The 21567-nt window shown below is 42.8% G+C and carries 24 protein-coding genes and 2 riboswitches; of the genes, 8 read left to right on the top strand and 16 right to left on the bottom strand.

What is annotated here, in order from left to right; translation table 11 throughout:
- Positions 1 to 13 precede the first annotated feature (13 nt).
- The 5 genes from cysC to J7E37_RS18725 all read right to left on the bottom strand — a co-directional run bounded on the left by cysC (position 14) and on the right by J7E37_RS18725 (position 3806).
- Positions 14 to 625, bottom strand: a complete 612-nt coding sequence (gene cysC, locus J7E37_RS18745) for an adenylyl-sulfate kinase (RefSeq protein WP_215026261.1) — start codon at positions 623 to 625, stop codon at positions 14 to 16.
- A 12-nt stretch (positions 626 to 637) separates the two neighbouring features.
- Entirely contained in the window at positions 638 to 1786 is a 1149-nt protein-coding gene (gene sat, locus J7E37_RS18740; RefSeq protein WP_215026258.1) for a sulfate adenylyltransferase, read from the bottom strand.
- 17 nt (positions 1787 to 1803) lie between these two features.
- Entirely contained in the window at positions 1804 to 2874 is a 1071-nt protein-coding gene (locus J7E37_RS18735) for a sulfate permease (RefSeq protein ID WP_215026255.1), read from the bottom strand.
- Positions 2875 to 2888: 14 nt separating this feature from the next.
- Positions 2889 to 3605 carry a phosphoadenylyl-sulfate reductase gene (locus J7E37_RS18730; RefSeq protein ID WP_214781950.1) on the bottom strand — a complete coding sequence of 239 codons (717 nt, stop codon included), beginning with the start codon at positions 3603 to 3605 and terminating at the stop codon, positions 2889 to 2891.
- 90 nt (positions 3606 to 3695) lie between these two features.
- A complete protein-coding gene (locus tag J7E37_RS18725) occupies positions 3696 to 3806 on the bottom strand; it encodes a YezD family protein (protein WP_214782070.1) in 111 nt (36 codons plus the stop codon).
- A gap of 837 nt (positions 3807 to 4643) precedes the next feature.
- A riboswitch (SAM riboswitch) is annotated at positions 4644 to 4747 on the top strand.
- 282 nt (positions 4748 to 5029) lie between these two features.
- Positions 5030 to 5133: riboswitch (SAM riboswitch) on the top strand.
- 88 nt (positions 5134 to 5221) lie between these two features.
- Here J7E37_RS18725 and J7E37_RS18720 point away from each other — a divergent pair.
- From J7E37_RS18720 to J7E37_RS18705, 4 genes are all read left to right on the top strand, one after another.
- On the top strand, positions 5222 to 6253 hold the full coding sequence (locus J7E37_RS18720; RefSeq protein WP_215026252.1) for a methionine ABC transporter ATP-binding protein: 1032 nt from the start codon (positions 5222 to 5224) through the stop codon (positions 6251 to 6253).
- Entirely contained in the window at positions 6243 to 6893 is a 651-nt protein-coding gene (locus J7E37_RS18715; RefSeq protein ID WP_144478840.1) for a methionine ABC transporter permease, read from the top strand. Before J7E37_RS18720 ends, J7E37_RS18715 begins: the two co-directional genes overlap by 11 nt.
- A gap of 16 nt (positions 6894 to 6909) precedes the next feature.
- The gene (locus tag J7E37_RS18710) at positions 6910 to 7746 is read left to right on the top strand and encodes a MetQ/NlpA family ABC transporter substrate-binding protein (protein WP_215026249.1); all 837 of its coding nucleotides are present in this window, start codon (positions 6910 to 6912) and stop codon (positions 7744 to 7746) included.
- Positions 7747 to 7960: 214 nt separating this feature from the next.
- Entirely contained in the window at positions 7961 to 9175 is a 1215-nt protein-coding gene (locus J7E37_RS18705) for a M20 family metallopeptidase (protein ID WP_215026246.1), read from the top strand.
- A gap of 123 nt (positions 9176 to 9298) precedes the next feature.
- Here J7E37_RS18705 and J7E37_RS22350 read toward each other — a convergent pair whose 3' ends face one another.
- Positions 9299 to 9421, bottom strand: coding sequence for a hypothetical protein (locus J7E37_RS22350; RefSeq protein ID WP_285290376.1), 123 nt, complete (start codon positions 9419 to 9421; stop codon positions 9299 to 9301).
- 392 nt (positions 9422 to 9813) lie between these two features.
- Between J7E37_RS22350 and brnQ the strand changes: the two genes are divergently transcribed.
- Entirely contained in the window at positions 9814 to 11178 is a 1365-nt protein-coding gene (gene brnQ, locus J7E37_RS18700; RefSeq protein ID WP_215026243.1) for a branched-chain amino acid transport system II carrier protein, read from the top strand.
- An 84-nt stretch (positions 11179 to 11262) separates the two neighbouring features.
- On the opposite strand, the gene J7E37_RS22345 is transcribed toward brnQ, so the two are convergent.
- Positions 11263 to 11385, bottom strand: a complete 123-nt coding sequence (locus tag J7E37_RS22345; RefSeq protein ID WP_285290375.1) for a hypothetical protein — start codon at positions 11383 to 11385, stop codon at positions 11263 to 11265.
- A gap of 585 nt (positions 11386 to 11970) precedes the next feature.
- Here J7E37_RS22345 and J7E37_RS18695 point away from each other — a divergent pair.
- The gene (locus J7E37_RS18695) at positions 11971 to 12534 is read left to right on the top strand and encodes a DUF1259 domain-containing protein (RefSeq protein WP_483297225.1); all 564 of its coding nucleotides are present in this window, start codon (positions 11971 to 11973) and stop codon (positions 12532 to 12534) included.
- Between the two features lie 258 nt (positions 12535 to 12792).
- On the opposite strand, the gene J7E37_RS18690 is transcribed toward J7E37_RS18695, so the two are convergent.
- The 3 genes from J7E37_RS18690 to J7E37_RS18680 are packed head-to-tail and all read right to left on the bottom strand — an operon-like array spanning position 12793 to position 15064.
- Positions 12793 to 13527 carry an amino acid ABC transporter ATP-binding protein gene (locus J7E37_RS18690; RefSeq protein ID WP_215026240.1) on the bottom strand — a complete coding sequence of 245 codons (735 nt, stop codon included), beginning with the start codon at positions 13525 to 13527 and terminating at the stop codon, positions 12793 to 12795.
- A 24-nt stretch (positions 13528 to 13551) separates the two neighbouring features.
- Positions 13552 to 14253, bottom strand: a complete 702-nt coding sequence (locus J7E37_RS18685) for an amino acid ABC transporter permease (RefSeq protein WP_215026237.1) — start codon at positions 14251 to 14253, stop codon at positions 13552 to 13554.
- Positions 14240 to 15064: an amino acid ABC transporter substrate-binding protein gene (locus J7E37_RS18680; protein WP_214781963.1), complete on the bottom strand. Its 825-nt coding sequence runs from the start codon at positions 15062 to 15064 to the stop codon at positions 14240 to 14242. The genes J7E37_RS18685 and J7E37_RS18680 overlap by 14 nt, the downstream gene beginning before the upstream one ends.
- Before the next feature lie 423 nt (positions 15065 to 15487).
- On the opposite strand from J7E37_RS18680, the gene J7E37_RS18675 reads away from it, so the two are divergent.
- On the top strand, positions 15488 to 16123 hold the full coding sequence (locus tag J7E37_RS18675; protein WP_215026234.1) for a spore coat protein: 636 nt from the start codon (positions 15488 to 15490) through the stop codon (positions 16121 to 16123).
- A 508-nt stretch (positions 16124 to 16631) separates the two neighbouring features.
- Complete coding sequence (locus J7E37_RS18670; protein ID WP_214781966.1) at positions 16632 to 16802, top strand: hypothetical protein; 171 nt, start codon at positions 16632 to 16634, stop codon at positions 16800 to 16802.
- Positions 16803 to 16868: 66 nt separating this feature from the next.
- Here the strand turns inward: J7E37_RS18670 and J7E37_RS22340 are convergent, their stop codons facing one another.
- The 6 genes from J7E37_RS22340 to J7E37_RS18645 all read right to left on the bottom strand — a co-directional run bounded on the left by J7E37_RS22340 (position 16869) and on the right by J7E37_RS18645 (position 21542).
- The gene (locus J7E37_RS22340; protein WP_285290373.1) at positions 16869 to 17003 is read right to left on the bottom strand and encodes a hypothetical protein; all 135 of its coding nucleotides are present in this window, start codon (positions 17001 to 17003) and stop codon (positions 16869 to 16871) included.
- A 145-nt stretch (positions 17004 to 17148) separates the two neighbouring features.
- Positions 17149 to 17391 (bottom strand): hypothetical protein, encoded by a 243-nt coding sequence (locus J7E37_RS18665; protein WP_215026231.1) that lies wholly within the window; start codon positions 17389 to 17391, stop codon positions 17149 to 17151.
- A gap of 129 nt (positions 17392 to 17520) precedes the next feature.
- Complete coding sequence (locus tag J7E37_RS18660; protein WP_215026228.1) at positions 17521 to 19032, bottom strand: tripartite tricarboxylate transporter permease; 1512 nt, start codon at positions 19030 to 19032, stop codon at positions 17521 to 17523.
- Positions 19033 to 19046: 14 nt separating this feature from the next.
- On the bottom strand, positions 19047 to 19505 hold the full coding sequence (locus J7E37_RS18655; protein WP_215026225.1) for a tripartite tricarboxylate transporter TctB family protein: 459 nt from the start codon (positions 19503 to 19505) through the stop codon (positions 19047 to 19049).
- A gap of 164 nt (positions 19506 to 19669) precedes the next feature.
- Entirely contained in the window at positions 19670 to 20680 is a 1011-nt protein-coding gene (locus tag J7E37_RS18650) for a tripartite tricarboxylate transporter substrate binding protein (protein ID WP_215026224.1), read from the bottom strand.
- 190 nt (positions 20681 to 20870) lie between these two features.
- Positions 20871 to 21542, bottom strand: coding sequence for a response regulator (locus tag J7E37_RS18645; RefSeq protein WP_215026222.1), 672 nt, complete (start codon positions 21540 to 21542; stop codon positions 20871 to 20873).
- Between the last annotated feature and the right edge of the window lie 25 nt (positions 21543 to 21567).

The raw sequence follows: 21567 nt of genomic DNA, 5'->3' as shown, positions 1-21567 counted from the left end.
CTTCACATCCTTTCTACTGCTGTAGCTTTATTATGTTTCTCGATTGGAGGTATCCAAGTATTTCAGTGACGGCTTCATCCACAGACAGAAGGTCAGAGCGAATCGTGATTTCCGGATTTGCCGGTTCTTCATAGGGGGAATTGATGCCTGTGAAATCCCTTATCTCACCTCGACGTGCTTTCGCATAAAGCTGCTTGGGATCACGCCGTTCACATTCCTCCAGAGGACAGCTGACGAAAACCTCAATAAACTCTCCTTCTTCAAACAGCGCGCGAACCTGACCGCGGTCGGCCTGGAACGGCGAAATAAACGCCGTAGTCACAATAGCACCGCCATCAACAAACAATTTGGCAACCTCGCCAATCCGCCTGATGTTTTCAGTCCGGTCATGGTCGGTAAAGCCCAGGTCACGATTAAGACCGTGGCGGATATTATCACCGTCAAGGACATATTCAGTAAAACCCCTGCGGTACAATTCACCTGAAACGGCATTGGCAATAGAAGATTTTCCGGAGCCGGACAGCCCGGTAAACCACAATACACAGCTTCCATGCCCGTTTTTGGCACGCCGGTCTTGTTTGGTTACGGTTGCTTCGTGCCATGTAATATTTGTTGCCTTCGTCATTGTGAAACCTCCTTATACATGGCTTTTCTCCTTCATCCCTTCAATCAGCACTTCCACTACCTCTTTCCGGCTGAAAGTAGATGGCGGCAATGTCCCGGAGCGCAGCAATTCCCTGACTTTCGTGCCTGAAAGAATCACGCGGTCTTCCTTGCTGTGAGGGCATGTTTTATCAGAAGCCATCCCTTCGCATTTATTGCAGTAAAAGCTATGTTCAAAGAATAAAGGCTTTATGCCAAGCTCTTCTTCCTTGAATTCATTGAAAATAAGCTGAGCATCATAGGTTCCGTAGTAATTCCCTACGCCGGCATGGTCACGTCCGACGATGAAGTGTGTGCAGCCGAAATTTTTGCGGGCGATGGCATGAAAAATTGCTTCTCTCGGTCCTGCATAGCGCATTGCCGCTGGATACACACCAAGGTGCACACGGTTATCAGGATAATAGTTCTCCAGTAAAACCCTGTAGCTTTTCAGCCGGATATCGGCAGGGATATCATCTGACTTCGTTTCGCCGACAAGCGGATTGACGAAAAGGCCATCGACTGTTTCCAGAGCCGCCTTCTGAATGTATTCATGCGCCCGGTGAATCGGATTTCTCGTCTGAAATCCAACGACTGTCCTCCAGCCCTTTTCTTCAAACAAGGACCTTGTTTCCTTCGGCTCAAGCCAAACATCTCCAAATACGCCCTTTTCTGGCTTCCTTACAAGTGTGACTTTTCCTGCAACATAGACGGGCCCTCTTTCATAAAGCCTTTTCACTCCCGGATGGGCGAGCTCCTGTGTCTTATAAACCTCGAGTGCCTCTCTGTTCAGATCTGGCTCAAACCATTCAGAGACATTAATGACACCGTAAACCTCTTGGTCAAAAACCAGCTTGATTTCTTCTCCGGAAACAAGAGTGTCTGCAGTTTCCCTTGAAACAGGAAGTGTCACTGGAATCGACCAGACGGTGCCATCTGACAGGCGCATTCTGTCAACAACAGACTGGTAATCGTCCTTCCCAAGGAACCCTGTCAGCGGGCTGAACAGCCCCACACCGATCAATTCCAGGTCACTTAAGGCAATAGCATCAATTTCAAGTTCCTTTTTAATATGTGTCAGCTGATAGGATGGGTCAAAAGCCTGAACCAGCTTCCCCCCATGCGGTTTTGGCAAAAATGACAAGTTAATCAAACCTTTCTTCACTTTATTTTTACTGTTTCCTGTTGTACCTTTAGCTGCGAATTATTTCCCTTCATCAGGAAGAGCACCCCAAAAAGGGAAATGGCAACCCCTGCCATGGCGATGATCGGATAAACATTTTGTTCAATCATTAATTGAATGAGCGTATAAGTAAGGATCATTGACAGGACCGGTGAGACTATCCAAATCGTGAGCATCCGGACGACAATATCCTTTTTTAAGACCTTCAGGCCATCCTTGGCATAACCAATTCCAATGATGGAAGAAGTGGTGATTTGTGTAAGCGGGACTGGGATCCCGAGTAATGATGCAAGGACCACAATCGTTGCACCTGTGCCAGAAATAATGCATCCCTCTTCCAGCCTGAGCTTCGTGATTTTCTTCCCGTTTGTCTCCACGACACGCCGTCCGAAAAGAACAACCCCAAAAGCTACAAACAAACCGCCCCAGAAAATCCCGTCCCCGGATGATAAAATGCCCGCGCCCACCAGCGGGCCAACTGCATTTGCCACATTGTTCATTCCTGCCGAAAAGGCTTCAAACAGGCCCATTACTACCACCATGACTGACAGAATTGGAATTGCCCTACGCGACTCCACCCAGTTTTTGACGCGTTTGTTTTTTAAAAAACTGGAAGCAAAAATCGCTAAAACAAAGGCAATGATGGGTGTCAGGAGCCAAAAAGACATGATCCAGAGAAGTTTGCCAACGAATACGGATTGGTAAACAAGTCCTGCACCAACCACAGATCCGACAGCCACTTCACTTGTTGAAAGAGGAATGCCAAAAATGTTTGCCAAAAACAAGGACAAAGCGGCTGAGGCGACAACAATCAAGGCAATTTGAACGGTGAATGTGCTCTCCGGGACAATCCCGCTGCCCATCGTTTTGACTACTTCACCTCCTCCAAGCCAGGCTCCAAGAAAGACAGCGATACTGCACAGCAGCAAGCCCAATCCTTTTTTGACGACCCCTGAACCGTATGAAATCCCCATTGAAGCTGCCGCCCCGCTGCCCCCTATGTTCATAGCAAAAAATAAACCCAGAAGAATGGCAATGTTAGTAAGCATTGGAAAGGCCTCCTTTAGCGGGCATGCAGCCCGCATTCCGTCTTGCCGCTTCCAGACCAGCGGCCAGCTCGTGAGTCACCATCAGCAGTGACAGGCTTTGTACAAGGAAGGCAGCCAATGCTTGGATATTGTTGATCATGCAGGGCATTATAAGGCAGCCCCTTTTCGCGGATGTAATTCCAGACATCATCCCAGCTCCAATGAATCAATGGACAGATTTTGATATTTCGGAATTTCTCATCCTTGTTGACAAAATCCGTGTTTGCTCTTGTGGGAGATTGCTCCCTGCGCAGTCCAGATATCCACGCTTTTTTCGCTGTCAGAGTTTTCTGCAGCGGAATCACCTTGCGGATATTACAGCACTCGTTTGGATCTCTCAGCCACAGTGCTGACCCATATTGCGCACCCTGCTCTTCAAGACTCATTTCAGGTTCTTTTTTCTCAATCCTTAGAGACGGAAAGCGGGCTTGTATTTCGTCAATGACCTGATAGGTCTCCGGAAAGTGCAGTCCGGTATCCAAAAAGACAATATGTGCATCCGGCTTAATCTGCTGGATGAGATCGATTAACACAATCGCTTCTGCACCGAAGCTGGACGCATATACAATCTCTTCCTCCGGGTATGTCCTGTACGCCCAATCCAGGACAGAAAAGGCTCCTTTGGTCTCATCATCATGAGTAAAATCCCCGGAAACTTCCTTCCAGTTTTGATAAGTTACTGCAGCAGACATAACTCCATCCTCCCATTCTTATAAAAAAAAGGCAGTCTCCCATCAAGAATGATGGAGACCGCCTCTAGTTTTTCTAGTCAGCGTTTCTTATCAGCGTTTCTTATTTGATTGGAGACGAACCTTTTCATTTTTCTCAATTTGGACTATCCTGCCATCCTGGACAACCAATGTGATGGATCCGAACTTTAAAGTTTTCAGCATATTTTCCAGAACTTTATAGAGTTCTTCCGTCTCCTCTGTTTTCAAGCGGCTTCGCCTCCCTAAATTATTGTCTACCCAGGAATGCTTTGCTGTTTGTGCAGCTTAAAATGATTTCTTTTCAATGCAGAAAACGTTAAACGGAATTGGTTTGTGTTGGGTAGTGGTTCGCGTTGGAATAAATCCTACCATACCAGTAGGATTAATGCAATTTATTTTTTTGAAATTTATAAATTCTTTCTTTAGTACTATTTTAGTTACTTAAAAGGGTGAATATTAATATATAACTGTAGGCTGCCAACTATTTTTTGACAGCGTTCCGTTATATTTTGTTTGCTTAATAGCATTAACAAAATGATTCTTCCCTTTCAGCACTTCCGTATAAATCTTGCTTTTTCCCATATACGGGCTAATCATTCGTTGTGACAATACGGCAAAAATGCAACACTGTATTCGGCTTGATCAATTTTCCCTGCGAAGAACATAATTTTCCTTCGCTGAACAATTTCAACTTCAAGGATAATGATTGGACTGACACCTGTTACTACAGCTTTCTCCATAATAAAAGTAAAGCAACTTATAATATGCCATTTTTCGGCCTCTTGCTACGACGTAAAATTCCAGTCTAAAACGAACCGGACTTTAATAGAATCCTAGCCCGAATTCCTGTCTGGATTTCAGATAGCTTTGGCACTCTTTCCCCAATGAACTTCCCCTTAATTTCTAAATGCTTCTATTTTCCCATTTTTGGATTTTAAAAAAAATTCCTAAGAAAATGATTGACACACACTCTTTGCAGCATTAGAGTAGTAAACAAGATTTAAAACCGAATATTGTTACTTCTTATCAAGAGAGGTTGAGGGACTGGCCCTATGACACCTCGGCAGCGGACTCCTTTGGAGGACTGTGCCAAATCCAGCAAGCATGAGCTTGACAGATAAGAAGAGGCCGACTTTTCACTTGATGTCCTCTTCTTTCTGAAGGGGACTTTTTGTTTTTCAAAGGCTCTTTTCTCAAACTTTGTTGCTATTGACTACAAAAAAGGATTGAATTGCCTATTTTTCTTCCCAAAGTTGACTCTTTGTGAGAAAAGAGCAGGCAAACTTTATACCGAACAGCAAAATGACATTCTTAATTACGTTAAAATCGGCTTTAGGATTTTAACAACAATCTTTACGAAAACAGCTTTTTCAAAAGATCCCCACCTACAAATCCATATCGATACTTTCTTATCAAGAGAGGCGGAGGGACTGGCCCTATGAAGCCTCGGCAGCGGACTCACATTGAGGACTGTGCCAAATCCAGCAAGCATGAGCTTGGGAGATAAGAAGAGATATTGTCCAGCAATCGTTGCGGCATGCCCTCTTCCTGTTTCCAGGAAGAGGGCTTTTTTTATAATCCACAAAGGAGGAAGACTGATGATCACATTTGAGCAAGTGGAAAAAGTGTATGAAAGCCGCGGGAACAAGGTAGCGGCACTGAATGGAATTGATCTGGAAATCAAAGAAGGAGAGATATTCGGAGTCATTGGTTTTAGCGGTGCAGGAAAAAGCTCGCTGATCCGCTGTGTAAATTTACTGGAACGGCCCACATCAGGCAGGGTGATTGTGGATGGCTGCGACATGACTTCCCTTTCAGTAAAAGAAGTCAGGGAGATAAAAAAGAATATCGGCATGGTATTCCAGCATTTCAATCTGTTAAACTCGAAAACTGTTTTTGATAATGTCGCGATGCCGCTCATTCTCGCAAAACTTCCAAAAGCCAAAATTAAAGAGCGGGTCTATCAGCTCCTCGACTTTGTCGGCCTGGCTGATAAAGCTGACAATTATCCAGACCAGCTATCGGGAGGCCAGAAGCAGCGAATCGGAATTGCCCGGGCTCTGGCAACTCAGCCGAAAATCCTGCTTTGCGATGAAGCGACATCTGCGCTTGACCCGCAGACAACCAGTTCGATCCTGCAGCTTTTGAAAAAAATCAACAAGGAGTACAACATAACGATTTTAATCATTACCCATGAAATGTCCGTCATCCGTGAAATTTGTGACAGAGTTGCTGTCATCGAGGATGGAAGAATCATCGAAGAAGACACTGTCTTCAGTGTTTTTTCATCACCTAAAACAGAAACTGCAAGAAATTTCGTCAGCACCATCATGAATGACAGTATTCCTGATTCCGTGCACAGGATTATTGAAGGACACTCAGGACTGAATAAGGTATTCCGAATCAATTTTGTCGGAGATTCAGCCGGTCAGCCGCTTCTTTCCCAGCTATCAAAGAAATTCGATATCAATGTCAATGTTCTTTTCGGCAATATCACAGAGCTTCAAGGTATACCTTTCGGAAACCTGATTGTCGAGTTCCAGGGCAGTGATAAAGAAATTTTGAGAGCTCTTAATTTTATCGATCAACAAAAAGTAAGCATAAAGGAAGTGACAGCACATGCTAGTTAACTCAGAGCAAATTATTCAGGCTTTAATTGAAACACTGCAAATGGTGGCGTTCTCGCTTCTGTTTTCGGCAGTCCTCGGAGTGCCGCTGGGAATCGCGCTTGTGGTCACCAGGAAAGGCCATTTGCTTGAAAACGCACCTGTCTTCAATGTACTCAACAGCGTTATCAACGTCTTCCGCTCTGTGCCATTCATCATCCTGCTGGTCGCAATCATACCGCTGACCCGGCTGATTGTTGGCACGTCAATTGGTACAGCCGCGGCTGTCGTGCCGCTCGTCTTCTATGCAGGTCCGTATATTGCCAGATTGGTAGAGAATTCCCTGCTGGAAGTGGATCCGGGCGTGATTGAGGCAGCCGAATCAATGGGAGCCACTCCCTGGCAGATTGTCTTCAAATTCATTCTACCCGAAGCGATGAGCTCGCTGATCCTCGCTTTTACGATTGCGACTGTTGGATTGATCGGTGCATCAGCAATGGCAGGGGCAATCGGCGGCGGCGGACTGGGCGACCTGGCGATTACATATGGCTACCAGCGTTTTGATACCCAGACGATGTTCATCACCGTTGGCATCTTGATTGTAATGGTTCAGGGACTTCAATCCCTTGGAAATATATCAGCTAAAAAAATCAGAAGAAGATAACCAGGAGGAAATCAAAATGAAAAAACTTTTATTAGCATTGATTGTACTTAGTCTCGCAGTATTCGGCACGGCATGCTCCAGTTCTTCATCATCCGCGAAAAGCGAAGAAACCGTCAAAGTGAAACTTGGCGTCAGCGGCACGGATCACAGGGTCTGGGATTTTGTCGCTAAAAAAGCGGAAAAAGAAGGAATTGATGTCGAAATCGTCACTTTCTCAGACTATGTCCAGCCAAACCTTGCCCTAGCCGAAGGTGAATTGGATGCCAACTCATTCCAGACTGTTTCCTATTTTGATGCGTTTATCAAGGAACATAATTTAAATCTTGTACCAATCGCTACTACTGTGATCGCACCAATGGGTATTTACTCAGATAAATACAAAGACGTGAAAGATATTCCGGAAGGCGGAAAGATTGCCCTTGCAAATGAAGCTACGAATATGGGAAGAGGACTTCTGTTACTCCAGGAAGCTGGTTTGATCAAGCTTGAGGACGGCTTTGATGGTATTGGCTCCCTTGATAAAATTGTGGAAAATCCCAAGAACCTTGAATTTGTGACGCTTGTCGCCGGCCAGACTCCGAGGGTATTGCCTGATGTGGCAGCATCCATAGTCAATAATGGAATCGCAGTCGACGCAGGACTTACACCGAAGAAGGATGCGATCTTCCTTGAGAGTGCAACTGCCACTCCATATATCAACATCATCGCAGTCCGTGAAGAAGACAAAGACAATAAAAGTTTGAAAAGATTAGCTGAACTTTACCAGGAGGATGACACAAAGGAGTTTATCGAGAAAGAGTACAAAGGAAATACAATTCCTACCTTTGTGCCGCTTAGCAATATTGGCTGGTAAAAAGACATCGGCCATTCTGTGACCGTAATTTTGGAAACTTCCCTTTTACGGTCATAATCCCAATCTTTCTGCGACCATATGGTGAATATCACCTTTATTGGGACACATCATCGAGCGTGCTGCGAGAACAATGTGATTTTTTCAGTCCAAAGAGATTGCACAAGTTGGATCAATATCATCCATTTTTCAAAATACAACTCAAGGAGGATTCAGGATGACAACACCAGTTAAAGTACTTAAGGAGTTAAAGGAAATCATTACAGGTAACGTTGAGCTTAATAAGGAACTTTACTTATCGACCAGCCATGATATCCATGAAAGACCGGAAATCGGCAATGAAGAATTTTTCGCCTCTGCCCGGCTTATCAAGATTTTAGAGGATGAAGGTTTTGAAGTAGAAAAAGCTGTGGCGGGACACCAAACCTCCTTTGTTGCACGGAAAAAGGCTGAAAAAGGTGGACCATCAATCGCCTTTCTGGCAGAATATGATGCCCTTCCGGGGTTAGGCCATGCTTGCGGTCATAACATCATTGGCACGACAAGTGTTGCCGCTGCGATCGCGCTAAGCAAAGTGCTGGATGAAACTGGCGGTGAAGCGGTCGTATTTGGAACGCCTGCCGAGGAGGGCGGCCCTAACGGAAGCGCTAAAGGAAGCTTTGTAAAGCATGGCCTTGTTGAGGGAATCGATGCGGCATTGATGCTGCACCCTTCCGGACAAACAAGGTTGACAACGTCTTCCCTTGCTGTTGATCCACTCGACTTTGAATTCATCGGCAAGCCAGCCCATGCAGCCGCATCGCCTCATGAAGGTATCAATGCACTGGATGCGGTGATCCAGCTTTTCAACGGTAGTAATGCATTGAGACAGCAGTTGACTGATGACGTACGAATCCACGGAATCATCACCCATGGAGGTGATGCACCGAACATCATTCCTGAATATGCAAAAGCAAGGTTCTTTATCCGGGCTGCAACACGGAGCGGTTTAAATGAAGTAACCAGCCGCGTCAAAGCAGTCGCTGAAGGGGCAGCCCTGGCAACAGGAGCAAAGCTGAATATTATCGCTTTCCAAAATGAGGTTGATAATCTTCTGTTGAATGATCGATATAATGAAGTTTTTAAAAATGTCATCGAAGACCTTGGGGAGACAGTAGCAACTGATGAAAGGGACGGAATTGGCTCAACCGATGCAGGCAATATCAGCCAGGTCGTGCCAACCATCCATCCTTATATCAAAATTGGACCGGACAATCTTGTTGCCCATACTGTTCCATTCCGGGAAGCAGCCGCTTCTCATCAGGGGGATGAAGCCTTGCTTAAAGGGGCAAAAGCATTAGCTTTGACAGCTTTTCAATTAATCACAGACCAGGATTTATTAAAAGATATAAAGGCTGAATTCGAGAAAAGAAAAGCTGCGGAAAATAATTAATTCCCATTTACTTCATAATGAGAACCCTTGTACAATCGCAAGGGTTCTTTATAATGTTCGAAGTCAGCTATCCTTGACTGGCCCATTAATATAACTAGCTCAAACAAATGAACAGAAGCAAGACTACTTCTGTTCTTTTGTTCCTGCCACACTGATTAAGAAATCAATTGCTTCCATTTCTTCACGGGTCAAATACTGTCCTATATCTAGATTCTTCAAAATGGCTTCTGCTTGTTCGATCGTCATTAGATTCTCTCCTGTACTAAAATTATTCCTTCTATACTATCGGATGAGAATGGGTGTTTTTTAATACCCACTAAACTAATCCAGATTACGCCCCTGAAAGCAGCATTCGATTGAATTAAACCGCGAACTGCTTTCCTTCTATTCAAAAAATACTAAAAACTTAATTGACTTGTGAAGAGTTAGTAGATATAGTAGTGTGTATTATTCTTCTTTTGGGTTGCATGAGAAGAAAGACTACATTTCCTTGTGATTCATTGAACAAGTATTAACTGCCTTTCCAGCGATTGGAATGTTCTTTCCTGTTTATGAGGATTTATAGAAATTTCTCCTGATCCACCTAAAGAAGTGCTTGAACCAGAATTCACAACATCAAGAAGAGGAGACAAGTGTATATGCAGCAAAAAATTTCGTTTTCAACCTATGCCCTGATTGGGACCATGCTATTTGGAATGTACTTTGGAGCGGGGAATTTGATATTTCCTATTCAACTAGGGCAGCTGGCAGGCACAAACTTCTGGCCAGCATTAATTGGATTCCTTGTAACAGCCATCGGCCTTCCTTTTTTAGGCATATTGGCGATTGGCCTTTCGGGAAGCACTGGTCTGCGTAATCTAGCCAGCAGAGTGCACCCTATTTTTGGTATCGGCTTTGCGACAGTTCTTTACTTGACGATTGGGCCCTTTTTCGCGATTCCACGAACCGCCACTGTTCCATTCGTTGTTGGCTTTGAACCCTATATTGCTCCAGGACAAGCTGGTTTGTGGCTGGGGATTTTCAGTTTCGTTTTCTTTGCCATCGTTTACTTCTTCTCACTGCATCCTGCGAAGGTGATGGACTACATTGGGAAATACCTAACACCCGCTTTTCTTGTATTTTTATTTTTATTAATTGGCATCTCCATCATGAAGCCTATGGGCAGCTTCGGGGAACCGAGCGGTGCTTATGCAGATTTAGCTTTTATGACAGGATTCAAAGAGGGATATAATACAATGGATGCCCTTGCCTCCCTGGCATTTGGAATTGTTGTCATCAATGCCATTAAAGGCCAAGGAATAACCAGAACAAAGGATATTGCCAGGGCTACATTGAAATCAGGTATCTTCGCAATGACATTGATGATGCTGATATACGGACTTATAACATATATGGGCGCTTCCAGCGTATTGGCTATTGGAACATTCGAGAATGGCGGACAGATTTTTTCTGCAGTCGCCAAACACTATTTTGGGCCCTACGGTGCAATCCTGCTGGCTATCATTATTGTTCTTGCATGTTTAAAAACAAGCATTGGGTTAATCACGGCATGCAGCGAGTTTTTTCATGATTTATTGCCAAAGGTTTCTTATCAAAGGTTTGTGCTTCTTCTTTGCATCGTTTCTTTCACAATCGCAAACTTTGGTTTGAACAATATCATCCAATTTGCTGTACCTGTTTTAATGTTCCTGTACCCATTAGCAATCATCCTCATCTTATTAACTCTGATATCACCGCTTTTCGGAAATAAGCAAAGCGTATATGCGGCTTCAATAGCGATGACATTCTTTGTGAGTATTTTTGATGGCTATAGCGCTTTGGTCGTTAATCTGCCGAATATAGATATTTCTTTATTCAACTCCATAACGTCTATATACAAGGATTATCTACCTCTATACGCTATTGGTCTTGGCTGGATTATTCCAGCGTTCCTAGGTGCAGTCATCGGTTATATTTTGCCTAAAGCTCAATTACCGGTGAAAAAATACCAAAAAGAACTGTAGATTTTTTCTGCAGTTCTTTTCTTTTCCTACTTTAAATATTCAAAAATTTCAAAAGGAATCTACAAGCGGCTGCCCGGAAGCAAATTATTTATTTTGTTTCCTTTGAGCTTTTAATGCTACCTTTTCAAAACCATTTCCTCTTTCCTCCGCAAATTCAATATCTGCTTTTGGCATAGCTTTATTGTGCTTTGGCTTATTTTTAGCCATTTTCTTCACCACCCATCATCCTTAATGTCATGTTTTTACCAAGTGCCAGTTACTCTATATTGGTGTCATCCGCCATTCTCTAGTTTGTGTTTCTTTTCTAAGGTTATGCTTTCCGTTCCAGGCAACGCGGATTACTTCTTATCATTTCTTATGCATTGAAAATTTGCAGGATGACGGAAATATTAGATGATGACTTTAGGGATTAGTATTTTTTCTATTCTCTCTTTGGTGAGGATTGAATATCCATTGAGTTAAAGATAAAAGAGGTTCCTAGCTTAATGAAGACGAACAATAACTCCCCTTCAATTTAAAAGGCTAAAGATTGTTGTTAAAATCCTAAAGCCGATTTTAACGTATATAAAGTCATTTTGCTGGTCGGTATTAAGTTTGCAGGCTCTTTTCTCATTATAAAGAATCAAGTTTGCAAAGAAAAAATGTCATTCAATCCTATTTTTTAGTCAATAGCAGCAAAGTTTGAGAAAAGAGCCTTTTTAAAAAAGGTATTTATCCCAAGATACATATCCAGACATGTCCTTCTTACATGAATAAACTGATTATTAATAGGTATGAAAGGAGGTGATTTGGATGGAAAGAAGAGAATTTGATGACTTTGGCAACCAGATGTCATTCCGATTTTCAAAACGCCGTCATGGACATGATAATCATAACCGGTTTGAAAGGGAATTTGAATCGAGTGACAATCATCATGGTGCAAGGAGAGAAGACCAACACTCTCGCCGAAGAGAGGTCGGAGGAATAAGCACTTCGATGTGCGAGAAGCTTGCCGACATTATCGGAGGAGATGTATTGACCGATACTCCAGTCTGTGTTGTTTCTCGTCTCAGAAATATAAAAGCCACTATTTTAGGACGCCGTACACGTTCCCCGCTTGCGCTGCCATTTGCACTGTCCTTTGAAAATAAGAGAAATGGGAAGACACTCAATCTTGGTGAAACAGTAATTCTTCAAAAGGAAATTAACCCTTTCCTGACTGAATTGCGGAAAAGAGGCATCATAGTAACTGCCGTCCATAACCACTGGCTTTTTGAAGACCCACGGTTAATGTATATGCATTGGGAAAACATTGGTGATCCATTTGAGTTTGCTAAAGACAGCATTGAAGCCGCCAAAGACGCTGGTTTATTCTAATAGAAATACCCTATGAACTAGTAAATCTAACTTCTTTAAGATTTTTATCCCTATACCATTTGTCATGCCACTTACCAGCCAATAAAAATGCTGCCGGTGAAATTAACGGCAGCATTTTTTATATCGGGACACTTCAGCAATACAATGTCATTTCTTCTGATTTTGTTTGTCCGCATGCTGCCAGGACAAGGACCAAACTTCTTGGGTATCTCTCTGTTCGATAACTGTCTTATAGTTTAGGTTGACAAAAGAACTGTCTTATTGAATCATCCGCAGAAATTGTTTTGTACGGTCAGCTGTTGGATTGGTGAAAATACTGTCAGGTGCTCCCCGTTCAACGATAACACCGCCGTCCATAAAAATTACTTCATCAGCTGCTTCCTGGGCAAATCGCATCTCATGAGTTACTACGACCATTGTCATGCCCTCGTTTGCCAGGTCCTTCATAACTTTTAATACTTCCCCAACAAGTTCGGGATCCAGGGCAGATGTCGGCTCGTCAAACAACATCACTTCTGGTTCCATCGCTAGCGCCCTTGCAATCCCTACACGTTGCTGCTGGCCGCCTGACAGTTGAAATGGATAAAAATCCATTTTGTCAGAAAGCCCCACTTTTTCCAGAAAGAATGCTGCTTTCTGGCGCGCCTTATCTTTCGTTTCTTTTTTAACGGTTACCGGTCCTTCCAAAACATTCTCCAGTGCCGTCATATGAGGAAAGAGATTATATCCTTGAAATACCATCCCGGTAAGACGGCGGAACGATGAAATGGATTTTGGTGAAACCTTTGCTGAAAAGTCGATTTTCTGTCCGCCAATCGAAATCTTTCCTTCTGTTGGTGTTTCAAGGACATTCAGGCAGCGCAGAAAAGTTGTTTTGCCGGAACCTGATGGGCCGATAATAACGACAACTTTACCCCTGTCAATTTCAAGATCAAGTCCTTTTAATACTTCCAGCTGGTCAAAAGATTTCTTTAAACCTTTAATAGAGATCATAAATATCCTCCTTTCACTGGCAATTTACCGAGAAACATATCGGTCCAGCCGATTTTCAATTCTTCCCTGAGCAATTGAAAGAATAAAACAGATAACCCAGTAAATGAGTGCTGCTTCAGTATAGAGAAGAAGAAATTCATAATTTGTAGTCGCAATTTCCTGTGCTCGCCGGAACATTTCGGTTAATAGAATCATGGATGCAAGTGAAGTATCTTTTACTAAACTTATAAAAGTATTGGATAGGGGCGGAATGGATACCCTTGCCGCCTGAGGGATAATGACTCTCCTTAACACCTGTCTGCTGCTCATTCCTATGGAATATCCCGCCTCCCATTGGCCTTTTGGTATAGAAAGAATGGCTGCCCTTATAATTTCGGAAGCATAAGCACCAACATTCAGGCTGAAACCGATTATCGCAGACGGCCACGGATCCAGAGTAAGCCCGATCGTAGGCAAACCATAGAACAAGATGAATAATTGAACCAGCAAAGGTGTCCCTCTTATCGCGGAAACATAAACCCTGGCAATCATCCGGAAAATCTTCACGTCTGAAATCCTGGCAAGTGCAGTCAGGACGGCTAATCCTATTCCGCAAATAAAGGATATCAGTGTTAAGGGGATTGTATAAAAAATAGCCCCCTGTAATAGGGGGACAACTGAGTTTTGGGCAATTTCAATCAGTCTTGCCAACCTTTCAGGGTCAGCCAGTATGTTATTCAAGTACATTTTCATCAAACCATTTTAATGAGATTTTGTCATAGGTACCGTCAGCGATCATATCTGCAAGTGCACCATTTACCGCCTCGACAAGAGTATCGCTGTCTTTTCTGAACATTAAACCGCTTTTGGAAGCATCTTCGCTCTCTGCAATGATTTTAACTTTTGCGTCTGGTTTTGCCTTTTTAAAATCAAGGAAGGAAAGGTTTTCATTGATAGTTGCATCAACGCGTTTAGATAAAATCAGTTCGATGGACTGGTTAAATCCATCAACACCAACAATTTCTGCACCATTTTCCCTTGCAATGTCAGCATAGTTGCTAGTCATTGACTGTGCCGCCTTTTTACCTTTCAAATCTTCGAAACCCTTCAATTCATTATTATCTTCATGAGCAATCAATACTGCCGTAGATGTGATATAAGGGCTAGAGAATAAATACTTCTCTTCTCTTTCCGGCTTTATGCCCACTTGGTTTGCGACCATATCAAAACGCTTAGCATCAAGGCCAGCAAACATTGCATCCCATTGAGTTTCTTTGAACTCTGCTTGAACCCCTAGTCTCTTGGCAACTTCTTTTGCTATATCAACATCAAAACCGGTTAAATTCCCATCCTTGTCATGGAAAGTAAATGGAGGATATGTCCCCTCTGTCCCCACAAGAAGTTTCCCTTCTTTTTCTACCTTGGCAAGAACTGAGTTTTCTTCCTCAGTTGCGTCGTTACCTTGTAGCACCTTATCATCCTTTTCCTGCCCACCGCACCCAGATATTAAAAGAACGGCAGTAAGAATTAGAATCAGTAAAAATGAAAGTTTTTTCATTTTAATTCCTCCTATTTCAGTTGGTTTAATCAGATTCAATTATCATAATTGATTTTCTTATGATAGTCAAAAGTTTAAACTTCACTTAAAGACGACTCGAATAGTCTTTATTAACTATTATTTAAAAATTTTACAACAAAGAAAATTCCTGATTGTTTATCAAGCATTAAATTACATTTTCAAAATCTCTTGTTTTCTTATTTACTTTCTCCCAGTAAGCAAAATGACATGCTCTTTTCATCCAATTACTTTGGAACTTTCCCAGCGACGCAATATGCTTAAAGCCATTTTTCCATTTGGATTCTTGTTTACAGACTTCAATACTTTGTAAGTCATGCCATTAAATAAGAACTATTTTTGCACATTAATCTCCTTAAATCGGAAAACATAAACTGGTCAACAAAAATCCAGGAGGGAAACATTATGCAAAACATGAACCAAAACGGCAATCAAATGGCAGCAAACATGCCAATGAATCAAGGTTTATCAAACAATCACGGGGGACATGAGCTCTTTGATGCTCACGAAGTGATCAGTGGAATCATTTGTATGCTTGATCAGTACCTAATTTATGATCAGCACATTAAGGATTCCGAGCTAAAAGCAATTCTGCACAAGCAGTCTGCCTTTGTCACTCAAACATATAACACAATAGTCGAGAGTTTTAAAACCGGACAAGATCCAACCGTACCGACTCAGCAATACGAAATGACCCAGAATAATGATGTTGTATATGGTCTCAAGCCAGGGGAGCCGAAGAAACCTATGCAGTCACTTAATGAGATTACTGATCAGAGCATTTCAGGATTTATGCTGGGCCAGGCAAAATCGATGTCATCCATGCTTGCAATGGCGGCACTGGAAATGACAAATCCCGTGCTTCGACGTGTGATTGCGGACAGCGTCCCGAATTTCATTGAACTGAGCTATGAAATTTTCCTTTATCAAAACAAACATGGCTATTATCAGGTTCCACAATTGTTGCAGCAGGATATGAACCAAATGCTGACAAGCTACACCCAGTCAAATTCTCAACAGCCAGGTTCCATGACTAACTAAGATTAATAAAACAGGAAAGAAGTCGCTGATTTCTTTCCTGTTTTTGATTGGCTCTTTTCTCAAACTTTGTTGCTATTGACTACAAAATAGGATTGAATGATATATTTTTCTTCGCAAAGTTGACTCTTTTGTGAGAAAAGAGCATGTAAACTTAATACCGACCAACAAAATGGCCTTCTTTTACGTTAAAATCGGCTTTAGGATTTTAACAACAATCTTTACGAAAACAGCCTTTTGATTAGATCAAAAAGCTTTCTGCCAATTTCGTGCAGATAGTTTATTAAAAAATTTCTCTGGATACTTCAAGAATTTTTTCTGCTTAAAGTTTTCTTCATTTTACCCAGAAGTTCGCTCCAACTCCTGATTTGTAATCAAAATACCTTTTGGACTTTACCTTTCTCTCTTTTTCCTTCTACGGTTCATACGTTTATACGGATGATGACCGGGTATGTTTTAGATAATAATAATCCTATCCAATTAAGGTTGTTTGGATGAAAGGAGACTTATCATGAAAAAGAAACTATTTTATGGAATCCCCTTGACGCTTGCGATTTTAATTGGTGGATGTTCTGCGGAGACGGACCAGGAAAATGAACCGCCTGTCGAGGATACTGAAACTGATGTGGAAGATGAGGATTTCAAATTGGATGATGATAAATCAGACAGTAATGGGAAATAATACCAAGAGGTCATGATGTAAAAAAATGCTGTTTCTCCGAGGATGGAAGAAGCAGCATTTTTCATTTTATGGTTTGTAAGTGATTGCCTGTTCTCCGAATTGTTCCCAGCCTGCAACGAACTCTTCTTTTGAGAGTTTTTCGTTTTTGCCCTCTAGCGGGTCGTTTACATAAACATTTCTGTCGTCAAATCCAGTGACCAAAACCGAATGCCATTTGTAAGTGATCTTTTCTTTGCCTTTCCTTGTGTTCCATATTTCCCAGTGCTTGTCTGGCACGAGGGCAAAGTATGAGTTTCTAATGAAAAAACCTTAGTACCAAGACGGTTCTAAGGTTTTTCAGCCAACATTATTCTTCAACTGAGTCTTCGATTATTTTCTGTTCCTCTTCGGTTAATTCCTCATCATTCTCGGTTGTGCCTTCTTCGGGTTCATCAGGCAATTCATGTGTTCCATCTGGTGCCGGAGGAGCTTGTTCATCCTGTTCCATCACCGGATCTTCTTCCGGGGGCGGCTCTTCTGTGGCTCCGCAGCCGGCAAGCATTAGCCCTGTCCCAAACGTGAATGAAAGCAGTAGATTTCTTTTCTTCATGCTGCCACTCCTTCCTCTCCTGTGTTATTTTACTTATAGCCCAACTCAATGAAGATAAACATTTGGTAGAAACTAGGTTATTTTCTTTAGCAAAAAAACTGCAAACCAGATGGCTCGCAGTTTTCATGATTATAAAGGTTTTCCTGCATCACTTTTCGCATCTAATTTCTTTCTCCCTGTAAACATTGGGACTAAAATGGTCAGCAAGCTTACAATGATCAGTGTAAGCGCGATTGGCTTATCCAAAAAGATCCCCAGGTTTCCGTTTGAAATCGTCAGCGTTTGCCTGAAGGCTTGTTCCATCATCCCGCCAAGGATAAAGGCCAGTATAAATGGTGCCGCTGGAAATGAGAACATCCTCATCAGGAATCCAATAATACCAAATGCGACTAGCATATACAGATCGAAGGTATTGAAGCTTATGGCATATACTCCAATCAAGCTGAAAATGATCACAAGCGAGATCAGGAGCGGCCGCGGGATCCTTAGTACTCTCGCAATGTATGGTATCAACGGGAGGTTGAGTATCAACAAGAAAATGTTCCCGATATACATACTCGCAATAATTCCCCAGAATACTTCGGGGCGGTCCTGAATCAACAACGGTCCTGGCTGTACACCGAGTACCAAAAATGCTCCCAGTAGAACCGCTGTTGTTCCCGAACCAGGAATCCCCAGGCTGAGAAGCGGCACGAATGCTCCGCCGGTAGCCGCATTATTCGCTGTTTCAGGCGCTGCAAGTCCTTTAATTGATCCTTTCCCAAATTCTTCTGGTTTTTTCGCAAGCTTCTTTTCGGTGATATAAGCAATGAACGAAGCAATCGTTGCTCCAGCTCCTGGCAAGACCCCGATGATGAAGCCTAGGAAAGACTGCCTCGCCATTGGCCCGCTCATTTCCTTTACATCTTCCTTCGACAAGCGCAGGCTGCCAATCTCTTTATTGTCACTCATTGAACTGTCTTTTCGATTCAACACAAGTGTGCTGACTTCAGCCAGAGCGAACAAACCAAGCGCGATGACCAGGAAGTCGATTCCCTCCAGGAGGTTCGGATTCCCGAATGTGAACCTGCTTGTCCCTGTCTGGCTGTCAATCCCGATCGTCACAACTATGAAACCAAGCGTCGCTGAAATGAATGCCTTGATCGTTGACCCATCAGACAAACTTGAAATGGCAGTCAGACCGAGGAACATTAGAGCAAAATATTCTGCTGGCCCGAACGATACCGCCACAGCTGATAAAATTGGCGTGAATAGCATGAGCAGAATGACACTGACTGTTCCGCCAGTAAACGAGGCAATCGCCGCAATGGCCAGTGCCTTTCCTGCTTTCCCCTGCTGGGCCATTGGATATCCATCAAACGCTGTTGCAACAGTCCCGGCAACACCCGGTGCGTTTAGGAGAATCGAGGAACTTGAGCCTCCAAAGATAGCACCGTAATAAACCCCGGCCATCATGACCAATGCTACCGTGGGATCCATAGAGTAAGTGATCGGGATCATGATGGCAATCGCACTGATTGGCCCCAACCCTGGCATCATTCCAATGAAAGTACCTACAAAAACACCGATAAAAACAAACAGGAGTCCTTCTAAGCTAAAAGCCACTTGAAATCCTGACATTAAACCTTGAAATGCGTCCATGTTCTACCCTCCTTTTACAACGGGATAATTCCTGCTGGCAGATTAATTTTCAAAAGATAGTTGAATAGTCCATATATAACTAGAGAAAATGCAACCGAAACAATTGCATTCGCTACATGCTTTTTATATCCAAGGAATAAGGAACATCCAAAAATAAATAAAGCTGTCATGAGTAAAAACCCGATGATTTCTAATAGGAAGATATAAATCAAGATGAAAACAAGAACGGACAATAATAATAAAACATTCTCCTTCGTGATTGTTCGCTTCAGCTTTTCTGCTTCAGTCTCTTCTTTTTTATCAAAATATAGAAGGATAGCGAAAAACAGCAATAGGAATCCTAAACCCTTTGGCACAACATCCGCATCGATAATGGCATTAGGGTATTTCGGCAGGTTATAGCTTAATAACAAATAGAAGCCTGATAGAATTGCCAGAATGACGGCGATTTTTTGATTGATCCTGCTTAGCAATGGTGGTCACCTCTTTTAATAGAATGAAAGATAGAACAGGGATGACTGCTCTATCTCTCGAATAGGCTCTTTTCGAAATTCTTGATGCTTTGACATATTTTTTGTGATTTTTTAGTTCAGAAGTCTCATTGAAAAGATCCCTGAATAAAGTTCCTGGCTGGAAGTTAACGAGCCAACCCTAGCTCTTCAAGAAGCTTTTTCATGTCTTCTGCTTCTTTTTTCAAGAACTCGCTGTACTCTTCGCTATCCATGTAAAGTTCGCCCCATCCATATTTCTTGCGGATTTCATCCCATGCTGGAGAGTCGCTTAACTCCTTGAACTTCTCTTCATAATACTTAACAGCAGCAGGGTCCATTCCTGGAGGTCCGAAGAAGCCTCTCCAGTTTACAAAAGTTTCATCAATCCCCTGTTCCTTTGCTGTTTGGAAGTCAGATAGGACTTCTCCTTCCAATCTTTCCTCAGAAGTGATACCAAGCACCTTGATTTTGCCTGCTCTTACTTGTTCGATCGTTTCAGCTACTCCTGTTGTATAAACATCGACACTTCCATTTAATACAGCAGTTAAACCCCCAGCATCCGGATCGGAGATATACTTGATCTTTGTTACATCAACGCCAGCGGCCTTAGCAATTTTCACGAACTGCATATGGTCCATGCTGCCAGGTGATGATGTTCCAATAACGCTGACGCTTGCTGGGTCCTTCTTCATGTCTTCGAACAAATCGTTCAGGTTATTCCATTTAGCATCTGCTTTCACAACGAAAGCACCGTAGTCTGCGATTATGTTTGCAAGCGGAGTGAAGTCTTCATACCCGTACTCCGATTGCCCGTTTAAAGGTACTAAAATTAATGGTGGCGAGGCAACGAACATATTGTGATTACGCTCTTTCTTACCAGCCATATATGCCCAGCCAATCGCTCCGCCTCCACCTGCTTTGTTCACTACCGGCAAGCGCTTATCAATAATTTTCTCCTGTTCAAAAACCTGTGAAGCCATACGTGCAGTTGTATCCCAACCGCCGCCAGGTCCCGCTGGAGCCGTGATTTCAATCGGTTGAGTCGGTTTCCATTCCCCATTTTCCCCTGTGGCACTGCCCTCGCCAGATGACTGGTCCGAACATCCTGCCGCCAACAGCATTGTGAATGCCGCAGCTGTCGCTAAAAACTTTTTCATTTTGTTTCCCCCCTGTAAAAAAATCTTCTTCCATCCTTATCCGCTATAATAATTCAGAATAATAAAAATGTAACCGTTTACAATTTTACTTCCATAAAAAACTTTTTGGCTATTTTGTTCATTTTGTTCACGAGTAAGCAGCAAGGAAATATGAATTCATAAAAAAACATCTCCCGTAAGAGGAGATGTCTTAAACCAAATAGTATTTTCGCTCGGGTCTTCCAACAATTCCGTATTCCAGTTCCGCTCTTGCTTTCCCGACAGAAATTAAATACTCCAAATACCTCCTGGCTGTGGTTCTTGACGCGCCTAGGTGATCACCTAAAATCTCTGCATTTATGCCGCTAGAAAGCATGCTCAATGTTTCCTCTACTTTTCCAAGTGTTAATGGGTCGATTCCTTTTGGCAGAAGCTCAGGATCCGCTTCTGCTTGCCCGCCAGTGATAACCTTGTCGATGATTGCCTGATTGAATTCCTCGTTGGCTTCCATCAGCTGCCTGCGCCTGACTACTTTTTCCAGAGCTTCTCTGAATCGTTCAAAAGTGGCTGGCTTTATGATATAATCTACTACTCCGTTGCGGATAGAGGGCTCCACCACTTTCCGTTCTGTAGAAGCAGTAATCAAGATAATATCCAAATTCTCGAATCGTTTTCTTAAAACCGGCAGTATGGATACTCCGTTTCGGTCAGGAAGATAATTATCCAGCAGCAGCACATCTACTTCTTTAGTTTCCAACAGTTCAATTGCTTCCCTGGCATTCAATGCTTTGCCTGCGACCGTGACTCCCTCGATTTTTTCTAAAAACTGTTCATGGATTGACGCAACCCTGAAATCATCTTCAGCAATAGCTACCTTGATCATTCCACCACCCCTTTTCCCTGTTATA

Origin of the sequence: Bacillus sp. ISL-39, from assembly GCF_018613295.1 — a bacterium.
GTDB lineage: Bacteria > Bacillota > Bacilli > Bacillales > Cytobacillaceae > Mesobacillus.
Note: the sequence above shows the minus strand (reverse complement) of the source record. Positions and strands in the feature narration are given on the sequence as shown.

Coding starts and splice junctions, on each gene's coding strand:
- cysC (WP_215026261.1), bottom strand. CDS start 625: ATGACGAAGGCAACAAATATTACATGGCACGAAGCAACCGTAACCAAA.
- J7E37_RS18735 (WP_215026255.1), bottom strand. CDS start 2,874: ATGCTTACTAACATTGCCATTCTTCTGGGTTTATTTTTTGCTATGAAC.
- J7E37_RS18730 (WP_214781950.1), bottom strand. CDS start 3,605: ATGTCTGCTGCAGTAACTTATCAAAACTGGAAGGAAGTTTCCGGGGAT.
- J7E37_RS18725 (WP_214782070.1), bottom strand. CDS start 3,806: ATGCTGAAAACTTTAAAGTTCGGATCCATCACATTGGTTGTCCAGGAT.
- J7E37_RS18720 (WP_215026252.1), top strand. CDS start 5,222: ATGATCACATTTGAGCAAGTGGAAAAAGTGTATGAAAGCCGCGGGAAC.
- J7E37_RS18715 (WP_144478840.1), top strand. CDS start 6,243: ATGCTAGTTAACTCAGAGCAAATTATTCAGGCTTTAATTGAAACACTG.
- J7E37_RS18710 (WP_215026249.1), top strand. CDS start 6,910: ATGAAAAAACTTTTATTAGCATTGATTGTACTTAGTCTCGCAGTATTC.
- J7E37_RS18705 (WP_215026246.1), top strand. CDS start 7,961: ATGACAACACCAGTTAAAGTACTTAAGGAGTTAAAGGAAATCATTACA.
- J7E37_RS22350 (WP_285290376.1), bottom strand. CDS start 9,421: ATGACGATCGAACAAGCAGAAGCCATTTTGAAGAATCTAGATATAGGA.
- brnQ (WP_215026243.1), top strand. CDS start 9,814: ATGCAGCAAAAAATTTCGTTTTCAACCTATGCCCTGATTGGGACCATG.
- J7E37_RS22345 (WP_285290375.1), bottom strand. CDS start 11,385: ATGGCTAAAAATAAGCCAAAGCACAATAAAGCTATGCCAAAAGCAGAT.
- J7E37_RS18695 (WP_483297225.1), top strand. CDS start 11,971: ATGGAAAGAAGAGAATTTGATGACTTTGGCAACCAGATGTCATTCCGA.
- J7E37_RS18690 (WP_215026240.1), bottom strand. CDS start 13,527: ATGATCTCTATTAAAGGTTTAAAGAAATCTTTTGACCAGCTGGAAGTA.
- J7E37_RS18685 (WP_215026237.1), bottom strand. CDS start 14,253: ATGTACTTGAATAACATACTGGCTGACCCTGAAAGGTTGGCAAGACTG.
- J7E37_RS18680 (WP_214781963.1), bottom strand. CDS start 15,064: ATGAAAAAACTTTCATTTTTACTGATTCTAATTCTTACTGCCGTTCTT.
- J7E37_RS18675 (WP_215026234.1), top strand. CDS start 15,488: ATGCAAAACATGAACCAAAACGGCAATCAAATGGCAGCAAACATGCCA.
- J7E37_RS18670 (WP_214781966.1), top strand. CDS start 16,632: ATGAAAAAGAAACTATTTTATGGAATCCCCTTGACGCTTGCGATTTTA.
- J7E37_RS18665 (WP_215026231.1), bottom strand. CDS start 17,391: ATGAAGAAAAGAAATCTACTGCTTTCATTCACGTTTGGGACAGGGCTA.
- J7E37_RS18660 (WP_215026228.1), bottom strand. CDS start 19,032: ATGGACGCATTTCAAGGTTTAATGTCAGGATTTCAAGTGGCTTTTAGC.
- J7E37_RS18650 (WP_215026224.1), bottom strand. CDS start 20,680: ATGAAAAAGTTTTTAGCGACAGCTGCGGCATTCACAATGCTGTTGGCG.
- J7E37_RS18645 (WP_215026222.1), bottom strand. CDS start 21,542: ATGATCAAGGTAGCTATTGCTGAAGATGATTTCAGGGTTGCGTCAATC.